Source organism: Sphaerisporangium sp. NPDC088356 (assembly GCF_040685555.1).
Classification (GTDB): Bacteria; Actinomycetota; Actinomycetes; order Streptosporangiales; family Streptosporangiaceae; genus Sphaerisporangium.
In genome coordinates this window covers 13,174-27,905 of the sequence record NZ_JBFBIK010000043.1, presented here as the reverse complement: position 1 = coordinate 27,905, position 14,732 = coordinate 13,174, and the positions used below count along the sequence as shown (strand labels likewise).

Annotated in this window: 14 protein-coding genes and 1 pseudogene; 7 read left to right on the top strand and 8 right to left on the bottom strand. The window is 68.0% G+C overall.

Annotated elements, in window-relative coordinates; genetic code table 11:
* The first annotated feature begins 314 nt into the window (after window positions 1-314).
* The 3 genes from AB0O34_RS18060 to AB0O34_RS18050 all read left to right on the top strand — a co-directional run bounded on the left by AB0O34_RS18060 (window position 315) and on the right by AB0O34_RS18050 (window position 2,839).
* Complete coding sequence (locus AB0O34_RS18060; RefSeq protein ID WP_363916546.1) at window positions 315-1,025, top strand: response regulator transcription factor; 711 nt, start codon at window positions 315-317, stop codon at window positions 1,023-1,025.
* A gap of 3 nt (window positions 1,026-1,028) precedes the next feature.
* Complete coding sequence (locus AB0O34_RS18055) at window positions 1,029-1,937, top strand: alpha/beta fold hydrolase (protein WP_363916544.1); 909 nt, start codon at window positions 1,029-1,031, stop codon at window positions 1,935-1,937.
* A 74-nt stretch (window positions 1,938-2,011) separates the two neighbouring features.
* Window positions 2,012-2,839, top strand: coding sequence for an SAM-dependent methyltransferase (locus AB0O34_RS18050; protein WP_363916542.1), 828 nt, complete (start codon window positions 2,012-2,014; stop codon window positions 2,837-2,839).
* A 47-nt stretch (window positions 2,840-2,886) separates the two neighbouring features.
* Here AB0O34_RS18050 and AB0O34_RS18045 read toward each other — a convergent pair whose 3' ends face one another.
* The 7 genes from AB0O34_RS18045 to AB0O34_RS18015 form a co-directional block, all read right to left on the bottom strand.
* Window positions 2,887-4,803 (bottom strand): ABC transporter ATP-binding protein, encoded by a 1,917-nt coding sequence (locus AB0O34_RS18045; RefSeq protein ID WP_363916540.1) that lies wholly within the window; start codon window positions 4,801-4,803, stop codon window positions 2,887-2,889.
* An 83-nt stretch (window positions 4,804-4,886) separates the two neighbouring features.
* Entirely contained in the window at window positions 4,887-6,620 is a 1,734-nt protein-coding gene (locus AB0O34_RS18040; protein ID WP_363916538.1) for an ABC transporter ATP-binding protein, read from the bottom strand.
* A gap of 217 nt (window positions 6,621-6,837) precedes the next feature.
* Window positions 6,838-7,113 carry a type II toxin-antitoxin system RelE/ParE family toxin gene (locus AB0O34_RS18035; protein WP_363916536.1) on the bottom strand — a complete coding sequence of 92 codons (276 nt, stop codon included), beginning with the start codon at window positions 7,111-7,113 and terminating at the stop codon, window positions 6,838-6,840.
* A complete protein-coding gene (locus tag AB0O34_RS18030) occupies window positions 7,110-7,388 on the bottom strand; it encodes a type II toxin-antitoxin system Phd/YefM family antitoxin (protein ID WP_363916534.1) in 279 nt (92 codons plus the stop codon). Before AB0O34_RS18030 ends, AB0O34_RS18035 begins: the two co-directional genes overlap by 4 nt.
* Window positions 7,389-7,419: 31 nt before the next feature.
* Window positions 7,420-8,073, bottom strand: coding sequence for a hypothetical protein (locus AB0O34_RS18025; RefSeq protein ID WP_363916532.1), 654 nt, complete (start codon window positions 8,071-8,073; stop codon window positions 7,420-7,422).
* A 42-nt stretch (window positions 8,074-8,115) separates the two neighbouring features.
* The gene (locus AB0O34_RS18020; protein WP_363916529.1) at window positions 8,116-8,421 is read right to left on the bottom strand and encodes a hypothetical protein; all 306 of its coding nucleotides are present in this window, start codon (window positions 8,419-8,421) and stop codon (window positions 8,116-8,118) included.
* Window positions 8,422-8,534: 113 nt separating this feature from the next.
* Complete coding sequence (locus AB0O34_RS18015) at window positions 8,535-9,128, bottom strand: hypothetical protein (protein WP_363916527.1); 594 nt, start codon at window positions 9,126-9,128, stop codon at window positions 8,535-8,537.
* Between the two features lie 449 nt (window positions 9,129-9,577).
* Here AB0O34_RS18015 and AB0O34_RS18010 point away from each other — a divergent pair, with 449 nt between their 5' ends.
* The 3 genes and pseudogenes from AB0O34_RS18010 to AB0O34_RS18000 all read left to right on the top strand — a co-directional run bounded on the left by AB0O34_RS18010 (window position 9,578) and on the right by AB0O34_RS18000 (window position 11,716).
* Window positions 9,578-10,519 (top strand): acyl-ACP desaturase, encoded by a 942-nt coding sequence (locus AB0O34_RS18010; protein WP_363916525.1) that lies wholly within the window; start codon window positions 9,578-9,580, stop codon window positions 10,517-10,519.
* Window positions 10,520-10,762: 243 nt separating this feature from the next.
* Window positions 10,763-11,269 (top strand): annotated as a pseudogene (locus AB0O34_RS18005) (O-acetyl-ADP-ribose deacetylase); the annotation flags it as partial.
* 21 nt (window positions 11,270-11,290) lie between these two features.
* Window positions 11,291-11,716 (top strand): DUF6508 domain-containing protein, encoded by a 426-nt coding sequence (locus AB0O34_RS18000; protein ID WP_363916599.1) that lies wholly within the window; start codon window positions 11,291-11,293, stop codon window positions 11,714-11,716.
* 66 nt (window positions 11,717-11,782) lie between these two features.
* Here the strand turns inward: AB0O34_RS18000 and AB0O34_RS17995 are convergent, their stop codons facing one another.
* Window positions 11,783-13,519 carry a hypothetical protein gene (locus AB0O34_RS17995; RefSeq protein ID WP_363916523.1) on the bottom strand — a complete coding sequence of 579 codons (1,737 nt, stop codon included), beginning with the start codon at window positions 13,517-13,519 and terminating at the stop codon, window positions 11,783-11,785.
* A 254-nt stretch (window positions 13,520-13,773) separates the two neighbouring features.
* On the opposite strand from AB0O34_RS17995, the gene AB0O34_RS17990 reads away from it, so the two are divergent.
* Entirely contained in the window at window positions 13,774-14,463 is a 690-nt protein-coding gene (locus tag AB0O34_RS17990) for a DUF305 domain-containing protein (RefSeq protein ID WP_363916521.1), read from the top strand.
* Window positions 14,464-14,732 lie beyond the last annotated feature (269 nt).

Below are 14,732 nucleotides of genomic sequence, written 5' to 3'. Positions count from 1 at the left end.
AGGTGGCACGGCGTGACAGGGCAGTAAGTCGTTTGTGTGAACGATAGTTACTGAACGATGTCGATATACCAAACTCGGTGCCGCTGGGATACGATCAATCCCGAATAGCTTTACCGGAATTGGCGGGACCGCGTGGAAGAACCCACCGCACCTGACAGCATCATTCCGACCCGTCGCTAACGGCTATGGAATGGGCGCCTCCTGAGAGCTCGAGCCCCGGAGTGAAGAGCCACTGCTCAAGGGCCCGACGATCGTCCAGCCTCGCGTGGCGATCGATCGGGCATCGAGTTGCCACCAACCGGAAAGGAAGCCGCATGGTCCCCACCGAGACGCTGGTCAAGGAGAAACTATCCGCCGAGGCCCGGAGCCGGCGGCGCCTGGCCGGGCAGCGGGTGTTCATGATCGGCGGCTGGCCGGCTCTGGAGACCGCGTTGTCCCGGGCGGCCGACCCCGACCACGGGAAGGGGCACGAGTTCTGGTTTCGCGACACCTTGATCACACGGGGCACCCCCGACATGACCTCACTGCCCCGGCAGGTGCGCGGCGCCCAGCCGCACTGGTTGCTGATCGGCCAGATGCTCAACGAGGAGGATCTCCCCGAGCTTGTCGCCAAATGCCAGGTGATGGCGCCGGTCGCCCGGCTTGCGATGCTGGGAGCGCTGAAGGACCGCGGCCGCGCGGAGGCCTGGGTGCGCCGGGGGTGCACGGTCTACCTGGCCTACAACTCCACCCTCGACCGGGTGCTCGACACACTCAAGATCGCCGCCTTGCTGGACCTGCAGATCGTCGACTATGTGATGTACCTGCGCTGGCAGCGCTCCATGCCCAAGGCGCCCCACCTGACCGACCGGCAGCAGCAGGTCCTCGAGCTGATCAAGCACGGGCACACCAACGCGGAGATCGCGAAGGAGCTCTACCTCACCCAGCACACGGTGGAGTTCCACATCCGCCACCTGCTGCAGAAGCTGGGCGCCCGCAACCGCACCGAGGCGGCGGAGATGGGCCACGCGCTGGGGATCTGCTGACCCGTGACCGGCGACGACCGGCCGGCCCCGGTCCCCGAACGGCCCGCCTGGGTCCCCACCGACCTGTACCCCTTCACGGACCGATACCTGGAGGTCGACGGTAACCTCGTCCACTACGTCGACGAAGGCTCAGGTCCGACCCTGCTCTTCCTGCACGGCAACCCGACCTGGTCGTTCCTCTACCGCGACGTGGTCGCCGGCCTGCGCGACCGCTTCCGCTGCGTGGCCCTCGACTACCCCGGTTTCGGGCTCTCCCGCGCCGGGCCGGGCTACCGGTTCACTCCCCGGGAGCACGCCAGGGTCGTCGAAAGCTTCATCGAGCGGCTCGACCTGACCGATCTGGTGGTGGCGGTCCACGACTGGGGCGGCCCCATCGGGCTGTGGGCGGCCGGCCGCCATCCCGAAAGGATCCGCGCGCTGGTCATCGGCAACACCTGGGCGTGGCCGAGCGACGACGCCGTCAAGCGGTGGTTCTCGGTCATCATGGGCGGGCCGGTCGGGCGCGCGCTCATCCGGCGGTTCAACGTCTTCGTGAACGCCTTCATCCCCGGCGCGATGCGGACACGCCGGCTCGACCGCCGGGCGCTGCTCGCCTACCGTGGCCCGTTCCCCGACGCCCGCTCGCGTACCCCGATGTTCGTCCTCCCCCAGCAGATCACCGCCGGGCGTGACTTCCTGCGGGAGGTGGAGGAGGGCCTGCCGTCCCTGGCGGCCAGGCCGGCTCTCATCGTCTGGGCCGAGGCGGACGCCGGCTTCAGGGCGGACGCGCGCCACCGCCTGGAGGCCGCCTTCCCCGACCACCGCACCGTGAGGCTCCCCCGCGCGGGCCACTACCTCCAGGAGGAGGACCCCGCCGCCATCGTGAGGGCCGTCCGGGCCTGGTGGACCGAGACCCAGAAGCCGGTTCTTTGACAGCGCGGGCGCAGAGAGGTCGGATGTCTGCGAAGATCCACCGTTGCGGATTTGCCCGTAGGCTATGAATCCACATGGCAGAAAGCGCAGGCATGCCCGAACACACCAACCTTCCGGTGAGCATCGACCCGACCATCCCGAGCGTCGCGCGGATGTACGACTACTACCTCGGCGGCAAGGACAACTTCGCCGCCGACCGGCGGGCCGCCGAGCAGTTCATCACCGTCCTGCCGGGCATACGGGAGATGGCGCGGGCGAACCGGGCGTTCCTCGCGCGGGCCGTGGACCTGCTGGCCCGCGAGGGCACGCGGCAGTTCCTGGACATCGGGTCAGGGCTGCCCACGCAGGAGAACGTGCACCAGATCGCCCAGCGCGTCGCCCCCGAGACCCGGGTCGTCTACGCCGACAACGATCCGATCGTCCTGGTGCACGGCCGCGCGCTGCTGGCGGACAGTCCGCGCAGCACGGTCGTACAGGCCGACATGCGCGAGCCGGAGGCGCTGCTGGCCCATCCCGAGATCTCGGGCGGCCTGGACTTCGACCAGCCGGTCGCCGTGCTGCTGGTCTCGATGCTGCACTTCATCCCCGAGGAGACCCTGGTCACGCGCATCGTGCGCACGATCCGCGAGCGCCTCGCCCCCGGCAGCCATCTGATCATCACCCACGCCTTCGAGGGCGACGTCGGCGCGGAGGTGCGCGAGGCCGGCCAGCGGGTCTACCGCTCGACCGCCACCGGCTCGCTCACCTCGCGCGGCGCGGACCGGCTGGCCGAGCTCCTCTCGGGCATGACATTGCTGGAGCCGGGCATCGTGCCGGTCCAGGCCTGGCGGCCCGAGTACGAGGGCGACGCCGCCTTCGACCCCGCCGAACCCGCCATCCTCGCCGCCGTCGCGCGCGGCTGACCGCCCCGCGCTCACAGCGCAGGGCTCGCGGCCGGCCGCTCGCGCGGTCACCTCACGGCGTCACCGGCCGGCTCGCCGTCGGCGGGGACCAGGGCGCCGCTGAACTGCGAGGAGTACAGCCGGTGGTAGGCGCCCCCGGCGGCCAGCAGTTCGTCGTGGGTGCCGTGCTCGACGATGCTTCCCGCGTCCATCACCAGGATCAGGTCGGCGTCGCGGATGGTGGACAGCCGGTGGGCGATGACGAAGCTGGTGCGGTCGGTGCGCAGCGCCGCCATCGCGTGCTGAACCAGGACCTCGGTGCGGGTGTCGACCGAGCTGGTTGCCTCGTCCAGGATGAGCAGGGACGGGTTGGCGAGGAAGGCGCGGGCGATGGTCAGCAACTGCTTCTCACCCGCGCTGACGTTGCCGCCCTCCTCGTCGATCACGGTGTCGTACCCGTCGGGCAGGGTGCGCACGAACCGGTCGACGAACGTGGCCCGCGCGGCGGCGTGGATCTGCTCGTCGGTGGCCTGGGGGTTGCCGTAGGCGATGTTCTCGCGGATGGTGCCGCCGAACAGCCAGGTGTCCTGGAGCACCATGCCGATGTGCGACCGCAGGTCCTCCCGGCGCATCGCGGTGATGTCGACGCCGTCGAGGGTGATGCGTCCGGCGTCCAGCTCGTAGAAGCGCATGATGAGGTTGACCAGTGTGGTCTTCCCCGCGCCGGTCGGGCCGACGATCGCGATCGTGTGCCCGGGGTCGGCCACCAGCGACAGGTCCTCGATGAGGGGCTGCTCGGGGTTGTAGCTGAAGGACACGTGCTCGAACTCGACGCGGCCCCGCCGGGCGGTGGGCAGCACCGGGTCGGCCGGGTCGGGGGCCTGCTCGCCGGCGTCCAGCAGCTCGAAGACGCGCTCGGCCGACGCCACTCCGGACTGCAGCAGGTTGGCCATCGAGGCGACCTGGGTCAGCGGCTGGGTGAACTGCCGGGAGTACTGGATGAACGCCTGGACGTCGCCCAGGCTCATCGACCCGGTGGCGACCCGCACGCCTCCGACGACCGCGATGGCGACGTAGTTGAGGTTCCCGATGAACATCATCATCGGCATGATGATCCCGGAGATGAACTGGGCGCCGAAGCTCGCCTTGAACAGCTCCTCGTTGCGCTGCCGGAACACCTCCTCGACCTCGGGCCCGCGCCCGAACACCTTCACCAGCTCGTGCCCGGTGAACGCCTCCTCGATGTGGCCGTTCAGGGTGCCGGTGTGGGCCCACTGCGCGACGAAGAGCTTCTGCGAGCGCTTCGCCACGAGCCCGGTGACGAGCATCGACAGCGGGATGGTCACCAGGGCGATCAGCGCGAGCAGCGGCGAGATCAGCAGCATCATCGCCAGCACGCCGATCACCGTCAGCAGCGAGCCGAGCAGCTGGCTGAGCGTCTGCTGCAGGGTCTGCGACACGTTGTCGATGTCGTTGGTGACCCGGCTGAGCAGCTCGCCGCGCGGCTGGCCGTCGAAGAACTTCAGGGGAAGCCGGTTGAGCTTGTCCTCGACGTCGGCGCGCAGCCGGAAGACGGTGCGCTGCGTCACGTCGTTCAGCAGGTAGCCCTGCAGCCAGCTGAAGACCGACGCCGCGACATAGAGCCCGAGGGCCCACGCAAGGACCGTGCCCAGCGCGCCGAAGTCGATCCCTTGGCCGGGGACGACGTTCATCCGCGCGAGCATGTCGGCGAAGTTGCCGTTGCCCGACGCGCGGGCGGCCTGGACCGCCTGCTCCGCGGTCGTCCCGGCGGGCAGCTGCCTGCCGACCACGCCGCTGAAGATCAGGTCCGTCGCGTGGCCGAGGATCTTGGGTCCTACGACGGCGAACCCGACGCTGGCCACCGCGAGGGCGATCACGGCCAGGATCCTCGGGCGTTCGGGGCTCAGGCGCCGGAGCAGCCGCCGGGTGGAGGGCCCGAAGTTCATCGACTTCTCCGCGGGCATCCCCGCTCCCGCGAAGGGCCCACGCCCGAAGCCGCCGCCTCCCACGGGCGGTCGCGGTCGCGTGGGTGCCGTTGGCCGGTCGCTCATACTGCGCTCTCCGCGGTCAGTTGGGACTCGACGATCTCTATGTAGGTCGGGCAGGTGTCCAGCAGATCGTCATGGGCGCCGATGCCGACGATCACGCCGTCGTCGAGGACGACGATCTGGTCGGCGTCGGCGATGGTGGAGACCCGCTGGCCGACGATGACGACGGCGGCCTCGGCGGTGTGCGGGCGCAGGGCGGCGCGCAGCCGGGCGTCGGTCGTCAGGTCCAGGGCCGAGAAGGAGTCGTCGAACAGGTAGATCTCGGGCTTGCTCACCAGCGCGCGGGCGATCGACAGCCGCTGCCGCTGCCCGCCGGACACGTTCGTGCCGCCCTGGGTGATCGGCGCTTCCAGGCCCTCGGGCATCGCCTCGACGAAGTCACGGGCCTGGGCCACCTCCAGCGCCTCCCACAGCTCCTCGTCGGTGGCGTCGGGGTTGCCGTACCGCAGGTTGCTCGCGACGGTGCCGGTGAACAGGTACGGCTTCTGCGGCACCAGGCCGATGCGCGTCCAGAGCATCTGGGGGTCCAGCTCGCGGACGTCGACGCCGTCGACGAGCACGGTGCCGGACGTGGCGTCGAACAGCCGGGGCACCAGGGAGATCAGCGTCGTCTTGCCCGACCCTGTGCTGCCGATGACGGCGGTGGTCTGCCCCGCGACGGCGCGGAACGAGATGCCGGACAGCACCGGCGCCGCCGCGCCCGGGTAGCGGAACTCGACGTCACGCATCTCCAGCTCGGCGTGGCCGTGCACCTGCCGTACGGGAGCCTCCGGCGGGCGCACCGACGACTCGGTGTCCAGCACCTCGCCGATGCGCTCGGCGCAGACGGCCGCGCGCGGGATCATGATCGAGATGAAGGTCGCCATCATCATCGACATGAGGATCTGCATCAGGTACATCAGGAAGGCGGTGAGGGCGCCGATCTGCATCTCGCCGCTGTCCACCCGGGCGGCGCCGAACCACAGCACGGCGACGCTGGAGACGTTGAGTATCAGCATCACGGTGGGGAAGATGAGCGCCGTCAGCCGCCCGACGCGCAGCGCGGTGCCGGTCAGCGAGTCGTTCGCCTCGGCGAACCGGCGGGTCTCCTCACGCTCCCGTACGAAGGCCCGCACGACGCGGATGCCGGAGAGCTGCTCGCGCAACACCTGGTTGACCAGGTCGATGCGGGTCTGCATCGCGCGGAACTGCGGGACCATGCGCGAGACGATCAGACCGATCGAGATCAGCAGCGCCGGGACGCAGACCAGCATGAGCCACGACAGGCCGATGTCCTGCCGCAACGCCATGATGATGCCACCGAGGCCCATGATCGGCGCGGCGACCAGCATCGTGCAGGTCATCACCACCAGCATCTGCACCTGCTGCACGTCGTTGGTGCTGCGGGTGATCAGGCTCGGTGCCCCGAACTGGGCGACCTCCCGGGCGGAGAACGCGCCCACCTGGTGGAAGACGCTCGACCGCACATCGCGCCCGAACCCCGCCGCCACCCGCGCCCCGTAGTAGACGGCCGCTATCGAGCAGCCGATCTGCACGAGGGACACGGCCAGCATCCAGCCGCCGGTGGACAGGATGTAGCCGGTGTCACCGGCGGCGACACCCTGGTCGATGATGTCGGCGTTCAGGCTCGGCAGGTACAGCGAGGCGATGGTGCCGACCAGCTGGAACAGCACCACGGCTGCCAGTGCCGACGAGTAGGGCCGCAGGTAGGTGCGGAGCAGTCGGCTCAGCATGGATGCGCTCCGACGGAGGGCGCACGGCGGGAGGGCGGGATCACCTGCATCACGCTATAGGAGCATGCAGCCCATTCACGCACGCTTTTTCGGGACGAGCGCAATGCGCGGATGTGCCGATGGCTCGAGTCTGGAGCGGATGTCCTGCGCGATCACCGGCAGCCGACGTCGCCGATCCGGAGTCGCTCGCATTCCGCGGCAGACCGCAGCTCACCACTCACCGCGACCTGTAGGCGTCCGCCCGAGGCTGGATGGTGATCACTTGGACGACGATCCGGCCGTCGTCGATCAGATAGAGAACCCGGTAGTCACCCCGGCGCGCCGACCACTGCGGAGCGAGGGGTTCGTCGAGAGGCTTGCCCACCCGACGAGGGTTGTCCAGAAGCGGGCCGGTGATGAACTCCCAGACCGCAGGCACGACCTTCGCCGGTAGCCGCTCGGCGAGATCCTGTCTGGCGCGGCGGGTGAGACTGAGTTCGTACCGCCCGCTCACAGGCGGCCGGTCCGGCGGAGCTCGGCCTCCACGTCCTCCTGGGAGACAGTGCGGCCCGCCTCCAGGTCGGCGAGCCCTTCGCGGATAGCCGCCACGGTTTCGGCCGAGGCGAGGATCTCGATCATCTCGCGCATCGTGTCGTAGTCGTCGGCGGCCAGCAGCACGGCGGCGGGCACGCCGTTGCGGGTGATCTCGAATCGCTCATGGGTGCTGACGGCGGACTCGACGATGCCGGAGAGCCGGTTACGAGCGTCCGCTAGAGAAAGAACCGTCATGTACATAATTCTAGCCATGAAATCTGCGAGATCACTCGGCTGGGCGGCTGTGGTCCCAGGCGGTACTGAAAAGGAGTGAAGCGTAGTCGTACATCAGCCCGGGGCGGGGGGCGACGATGCACGGCGAGTTCCGGCCGTGTTCTGCCTGCTGGTAGATGGTCAGGTAGGCGACGTTGTCGGTAACGATGACGCGATGCACGTTGGGCAGGTCGTAGAAGCGCAGCGAGACGTTCTCGCGATGCCGGGCGACCTCGCTCACATAAGCGGCGTTGACGCGCACCTGCTCAGCGAGCAGGCCGGAAGAGAAGCCCAGGTCCACACGGCGCATCTCCTTCTCCCGCCTGGACAGCCAGGAGTCGTGGCCGAGGTCGGCGTCAGGCAGCAGGATCTGCACGGACTCCAGTCGCCTGCCCGCTGCCTCCCAGACCTCGGCGAACCCTTCGCGCGTCAGTTCGTTCCCGCGACCGGCGAGAACACGTACCCAACGTGCACGGGTCAGCTCGGCCGCCAGTTCCCCGGAGGCCAGGCGCTGCCGTGAGATGAGGCGCCGGACCCCCAGGCCGGTCAGCCGGGAAAGAAGCGTGACTGGCCACTGGCGGGAACGCATGGAGAAGGTCCAGCCTCCCGCGACGGTGAGGGCGGTGGCGAGGAGGGAGCTCACCACACCGAGTACGAACTCGTTCACGTCTGTCTCCTTCGTCAACGGCCGCCGGGGAGCGCCAGAACGTCACGTCCTGTCGGCCGGCAGACGCAGATAAGAAAGGAGGCTACGCAGGACCGTTGCCGCGTGCCGTGCGGCGACGTCGTGGTACTCGTCGTTCTTGTTCGGGCCGGCATCGTCGGAGATCCCTCGCACGACGACCCAGCCGCGTACGGCCTGGGACCCGTCCTGCTCGTGGAATGCCTGCGTCAGACCGCCGGCCTCCATGTCCACGGCGAGGATCTTGTCGTTGAAGCCTTTCAGGTATCGGATGATCTCCGACTCGGCATCCGCGATCACTGCTTCGCCCGAGCCGATCGGCCCGGTGAGCACCCATTGGCGGTGAACCCCAGGCTGGACCAGAAAGGCGGATCGATGACCGCGCCGTTTCGTCGTAGGGGGCGGCTCGGTGTCCGTGCCCTCCGGTTCGCGGAGTCGGACGGGCGCTATGCCACGTTCGCGTAGTAGGAGTTGGTATCGAGCTGCCCAGTGCCGATGAACACCTCGGTTCCAGCCTCCACGCTGGTGAGGTACTTGGAGTTGCTCATCCAGCCGCGCGACACGAGGTTGCCAAGGAAGTCGCGCAGGTTGAGCGTCGACGACGAGGTGTTGCTGGTGCGCACGAACGAGAAGACGTTCCAGCCGATGTTGCCACGGTAGAGGTCCCAGCTCGTGCCGGCAATGCTGACGGTGGCCTGCCTGGTGCCGACCGGGCCCGCGCCGCCGGAGCGGTAGAGCCAGATCATCACCTCATCGGTGGGGTTGTCGCTGTAGCTCGGGTTCAAGATCGCGTGCAGCCACAGGTCGTACGCCACGTTCATGGTGACCGCGCCGTTCTGGGTGACCTTGTAGTTCCAGCCGGTGTTGACGCTGCGGTTGGCCGACAGCTGGACGGGCAACCCGGTGTTCGAGTTCTTCCATCCCCAGTGCCAGCCGAGCACCGAGCTGGCGTAGGACTTGACCTGGTTCGACTGTCCGGACCAGCCCAGGAGGTCCCCCAGCCGATCGTGCTGCCGGAGGTGGATGTGTCCCAGATGCACTGCCAGCCCGACCCCGAGCTCTGCCCCCAGAGATTGTTGTTGATCCAGTACTTGCCCTGGGTGATCGTCCCGTAGGCGGTGCAGGTGTTGGCGGCGTGGGCCGGCAGGGTCGTACCGGCGACGAGGGCGGTCATCATCACTACGCAGACAAGCGCCCGCTGAGCGACACGACGACGGTGGACTAGCACTTCAGGGCCTCCTTGACTCCTTAATTAGTTTGGACACTGGCTCAACTATCTACGCTTGACTCCACGCGCCAATCCCTGTCGCCAAGGGGTTCACAGTGCCGCGATCGTGGCCCTGGTAGGGGGCGGGCAGCCGCCGATCCGCCACGCGCCGCACGATGAAGCGTTCAGGGATCCCCCGGAGCGGCGACGCCGAAGCACGGAGCGGCCTCAACTTACGCTAGCGTAGGTTACGGTTTCGTAGCCTATCGAGGGGAAGATCCTTTGCGTGCGTTCAATGACACCGAGTTGCTGTTCGAGCTGGAGCCCGTGGTGGCCGGAGAGCTGGACCGGCATCTCCAGGTGGCCAAGGAATGGTTCCCGCACGAGTACGTCCCGTGGTCGCGGGGCCGCGACTACGACGGCGTCTTCGGCGGCGAGGCGTGGGACGAGACCGATTCGGCGATCCCTGAGGAGGCGCGGGTCTCCCTCATCGTCAACCTGCTGACCGAGGACAACCTGCCCAGCTACCACCACGAGATCGCCACGACCTTCGGCCGGGACGCGGCCTGGGGCACCTGGGTGCACCGGTGGACCGCCGAGGAGGGCCGGCACGGCACCGCGATCCGCGACTACCTGACGGTCACGCGGGCCGTCGACCCGGTAGCCCTTGAGCGGGCACGCATGCTGCATATGGGAGAGGGGTTCAGCAACTCCTACGAGGGAGTGCTGCACTCGCTGGCGTACGTCTCCTTCCAGGAGCTTGCCACCCGCGTGTCCCATCGCAACACCGGCAAGGCCTCGCAGGACCTGGACTGCGAGCGCCTGCTCGCCAGGATCGCCGCCGACGAGAACCTGCACATGCTCTTCTATCGCAACCTGCTCAACGCGGCCTTCCAGCTCGCTCCGAGCCAGACCATGCGCGCCGTCACCGACGTGGTGACCACCTTCCAGATGCCCGGCACCGGCATCGAGGGCTTCACCCGCAAGGCGATGACCATCGCCAACGCCGGAATCTACGACCTGCGCCTGCACCTCGACGACGTCCTCATGCCCGTCCTGCGCCAGTGGGCCGTCTTCGACCTCACCGGCCTCGACGGCGAAGCGGAGAAGGCCCGCGAGGAACTCGCCGAATTCCTGGCCCGCCTGGAAGTCTCCGCCTCCCGCTTCGTCGACCGCCGTGCGGCCCGCCGCACCCGCCTCGCCGGCGCCGTGGAGAACCACTGACACTCCAACGCCACCCTGAGCTCTCGCTTCCGCCATCGAGGTGACGCGCAAGTCCTCACGCATGGCGGACCATGCGTCCGGCCGCATATCGGCTTTCGATGGAAAACGTCATGCCATACTCACCCCACCTCCACTTCGGCCGGGCGCGGTCCGCACCGTCTTCCGTCGAGCGGGGTCACGGGCTGCCGTCCTACGAGAACAGATGCCACGGCCCGAAGCCGATCGCCGAAAGTGACGGTTCACATGAGGATCACGCTGGTCCAGGGTGACATCACCGAGCAGCGGGTGGACGCGGTCGTCAACGCCGCCGACCCCTCACTCCAGGGCAGCGGCGGGGTCGACGGGGCGATCCACCGGCGCGGCGGGCCCGACATCCTCGCCGAATGCCGGCGACTTCGTGACGCGCAGTACGTCAAGGGGCTGCCGACCGGAAAGGCCGTGGCGACCACAGCGGGCGAGTTGCCTGCCCGCTGGGTCGTCCACACCGCCGGACCGGCCTTCTCCCCGAGCGAGGACCGCTCGGGGCTGCTGGCCTCCTGCTACCGCGAGTCGCTCCGGGTCGCCGACGGGCTCGGCGCGGCCAGCGTCGCGTTCCCCGCGGTGTCCACCGGGATCCTCGGATGGCCCTTGGACGATGCCGCCCGCATCGCGATCAGCACCGTACGCACCATGCCGTCGCAGGTCAGGGACGTACGCTTCGTCCTGTTCACCGCCGAGGCGTACGTCGCCTTCGAGCGGGCCCTCAGCTCCGCTGGGCCCGGTGACAGCGAGATCGCCTCGACGCTCGCCGCCCAGCCGGCCGAACGATGGGCGCGTCTGTTCGCCCTCGTCGACACCCTCACCACGGCCGACCTCCAGGTGCCCTGGGATGGAGGGCAGAAGCTCGACGACGGCTCCGTCCAGGTCCCTTTCCCCGTCTACAGCGACGCCATCAACGCCGTCATCGGCCTGCTGTACGAGCTGAACGTCGTCGTGGTGTTCAACTGGTCGGAATGGCACCGCACGACCCCCTTGTTCCCGGACGCACGCGGCCTGGCCGACGCGCCCGTGGCCGACGCCGCCCGCCTGGCCACCACGTTCGTACGTGGTGAGCGGTTCTCCGACGGCGCGATCCAAGGAGCGATCGAGAGCGGCGCGCTACAGGCGATCTTCACCCGGCTGCGCAGGTGGTTCGACGAGGAGCGTCCGGCACGCTGAGGGCCCGTACATGGAAGAGGGGCACCCGGGTGGGCGCCCCTCTCAAGGGTGGATCTCCCGTTCAGGTCAGCCGAGCGCGTCGGCGAGGTCGAGGAGGGCCTTGATCAGCGCCGCCTGCTCCTTGTCGTAGGGGTTGAGCTGGTTGCTGACGGCCCGAAGCTGCGCCACGGCGGCGTGCTTCTGCGGCCCGTCGTTGAACCGCTCGGCCCGGTCGACGAACTTCTTGACGTTGTCGGCGACGTTCTTCTTCATGGTGCCGGTGCGCAACGCCTGCGCGTAGCGTGCCCGTACGACCTCGAAGCTCGCCGGCCACGTCACCTGCGGCTGGTGCTGCGCGTTGAACCGGTCGAAGTGCACCAGGGCCGCGGCGTCGATCTCGGCCTGGTCCAGGTCCTTGCTCGGTGTCAGGGCGAACGTGTCGAAACCGCGGGCGATCTCGCTGCCGTAGACGTTGCCGTTGTAGTAGTAGCCGGACCAGAATCCGCCGGTGACCAGCGAGGCCGCGTTGATCGGACCGCGGTCGAAGAAAGCGATCTCGCGCGGGTTGGCCGAGTCGGTGAAGTCGAAGGCCGAGAGTCCACCCTGATACCAGGCTTGGACCATGATGTCGCGTCCGGGCACCGGGACAAGGGACCCGTTGTGGGCCACGCAGTTCTCCTGGAGAGTCTGGGGGACCGGGAGCTTGTAGTAGCTGCGGAACGTCATCTTGCGGTCGACGATGTCGAAGATGGCGTTCGCGCCCCACGAGGGCTGGTCGGTCGTGCGGCAACGGGCGCCGGTGCCGCCGCCCCACTCGTCGGTGAAGACGACCTTCGTCCCGTCGTTGTTGATGGTCGCCGAGTGCCAGTACGCGAAGTTCGGGTCGGAGACCTCGTCGAGCCTGACCGGGTTGACGGGGTCGGAGATGTCGAGAAGCAGGCCGTTGCCCGCGCACGCCGCCGCGGCGAGCCCGATCTCCGGATACGCCGTGATGTCGTGGCAGTGGGTGGTGACCGGCTGCGGCGACCAGCTCGAGCCGGACGGGTGCCGCGGCGTCTGCGGGGTGTTCTGCAGCCCGTTGACGGCACCGGTCTCGGGGTCGGTGAACAGCCGGGGCTGGCTCACGATCGCGGCGGTCTCGGGCGCCGCCAGCGGCACCTTGATGACGTCGATCCGCCACTGCGCCGTGTTCGGGTCGGTCGCGGCCGTGTTGGCGCAGCCGGCCAGCTCACTCCCCGACCGGACGCTGGAGGTGCCCGAGACGTACACGTAGACGTTGTCCGGGTCGTTCTTGCTGGTCACGAGCGAGTGGGTGTGCGATCCGCGGCAGGTCTGCACCGCGGCCACCTGAACCGGGTTCCGGATGTCACTCACGTCGAAGACCCGGACGCCACGGAACCGGTCGGGGTTGACCGTCCCGCTTGCGCCCTGCGTCCCGCAGTCGAGCCGGCCGCGCGTCTCCTCGACCGACATGAACAGCAGGTTCCCGTATACCGACATGTCGCCCTGCCCGCCCGGGCACACCACCGAAGTGGTCAGCACCGGGTTCGCCGGGGTGGAGATGTCGTAGATGTTGAACCCGTTGAAGTTGCCCACGAACGCGTAGTCGCCGCCGAACGCCATGTCCGAGTTGGCGTACGAGAGGTTCCCGATGTTCGTGGACTGGAAGAATCCTTCTGGTCTGTCGCGGTGCGCCAGTCGCTGCAGCCCGCTACTGGCCTCCTGCGCGTCCAGCCATCCAGCACCGAGCTCGATGCGCGGATCCGCGTCCGCCATGGCTGTGGCGGGAAGCAGCCCGACCACGATCGCCCCCGTGGCGACCATCACCCCTAGCTTGCTTAAACCAGCACGTCCCCAACGTGCCGCAAGGCCATTCCTCATGGGCGCAGTTCCTCCGGTGACTCCATTGACGTGACCAACACAGCGCGATATGGGAACTAGATGCTCATACGTCCCTAAGCCGTCAAGATCCACACATCGGTAGGGAAACCATAAGGTAAGCGTTAAAAATGTGCTATACCCTGCGATACATCTTGATTCCGGACTTCCATCGTCTAACCGGCCGAAAGCGGGTTCAGGTGTTGTTCTCGTCATCCCCGTTACGGCGTCTGCTCCCGCTCGCTCTTCTCGCCACCGTGCCCGTCACCCTGCTCTCGGCCTGCTCGCCCGCGGGATCCGCGCAGGTGAGCGAGCGTGCGCCGGCGGTCGTTCAGCCGGGCGCGCCAGGTGAACCGGGCCAGGTGCTCACCGATGACAAGGTCCCGCAACCGGAGGGGCAGCTGTACACCGAGGCGGACGTGCGCTTCATGCAAGGGATGGTCCTGCACCACGCCCAAGCCCTGGTGATGGCCGGCATGGTCCCCGCCCGCACCACACGCAAGGACCTGACCCTGCTCGCCGAACGGATCAAGGTCTCGCAGGAGGACGAGATCACGCTGATCCAGCACTGGCTCCAGGCACGCCTCAAGCAGGTGCCGAACGGGACCTCCGGCCACACGCACGGCGGTGACCTGATGCCCGGGATGCTCACCGACGAGCAACTCGCCGAACTGAAGAAGGCCACCGGCACCGAGTTCGACAAGCTCTTCGTCAAGTTCATGATCTACCACCACACGGGTGCGCTCGGAATGGTGGAAAAGCTGTTCGCCGACAATGGCGGCCAGGAACCCGAGACCTACCAGTTCGCCACCCACGTCGACGCCGACCAGCGCATCGAGATCGACCGCATGCGACAACTTCAGGCCGAAATGCGCGACACCTCCGAGTAACTCCTCACCCGACATCCCTTCAGACCGTCAACACATCAACGCGAAGGTCGCCCACCGGTCCTCCAGCGGATCGGCTCCCTCACCGTGCCGGGCACGCTCCCGTAGACGCGGATCGGCTCTCGGTTGTTTCACGTGGCATCACCCGACCCATCTGGTCATGAACAGCGGGATGTCAGAGGAGGGTCAGTGCTCGGCCTCAACAGGTCATCAGAACGCCGATCGAGCGCCAAAATCACAGCCGGAGGTCAGCAGCGGAAATACCAACCCAC

Coding starts and splice junctions, on each gene's coding strand:
- AB0O34_RS18060 (WP_363916546.1), top strand. CDS start 315: ATGGTCCCCACCGAGACGCTGGTCAAGGAGAAACTATCCGCCGAGGCC.
- AB0O34_RS18050 (WP_363916542.1), top strand. CDS start 2,012: ATGGCAGAAAGCGCAGGCATGCCCGAACACACCAACCTTCCGGTGAGC.
- AB0O34_RS18045 (WP_363916540.1), bottom strand. CDS start 4,803: ATGCCCGCGGAGAAGTCGATGAACTTCGGGCCCTCCACCCGGCGGCTG.
- AB0O34_RS18040 (WP_363916538.1), bottom strand. CDS start 6,620: ATGCTGAGCCGACTGCTCCGCACCTACCTGCGGCCCTACTCGTCGGCA.
- AB0O34_RS18030 (WP_363916534.1), bottom strand. CDS start 7,388: ATGACGGTTCTTTCTCTAGCGGACGCTCGTAACCGGCTCTCCGGCATC.
- AB0O34_RS17995 (WP_363916523.1), bottom strand. CDS start 13,519: ATGGTCGCCACGGGGGCGATCGTGGTCGGGCTGCTTCCCGCCACAGCC.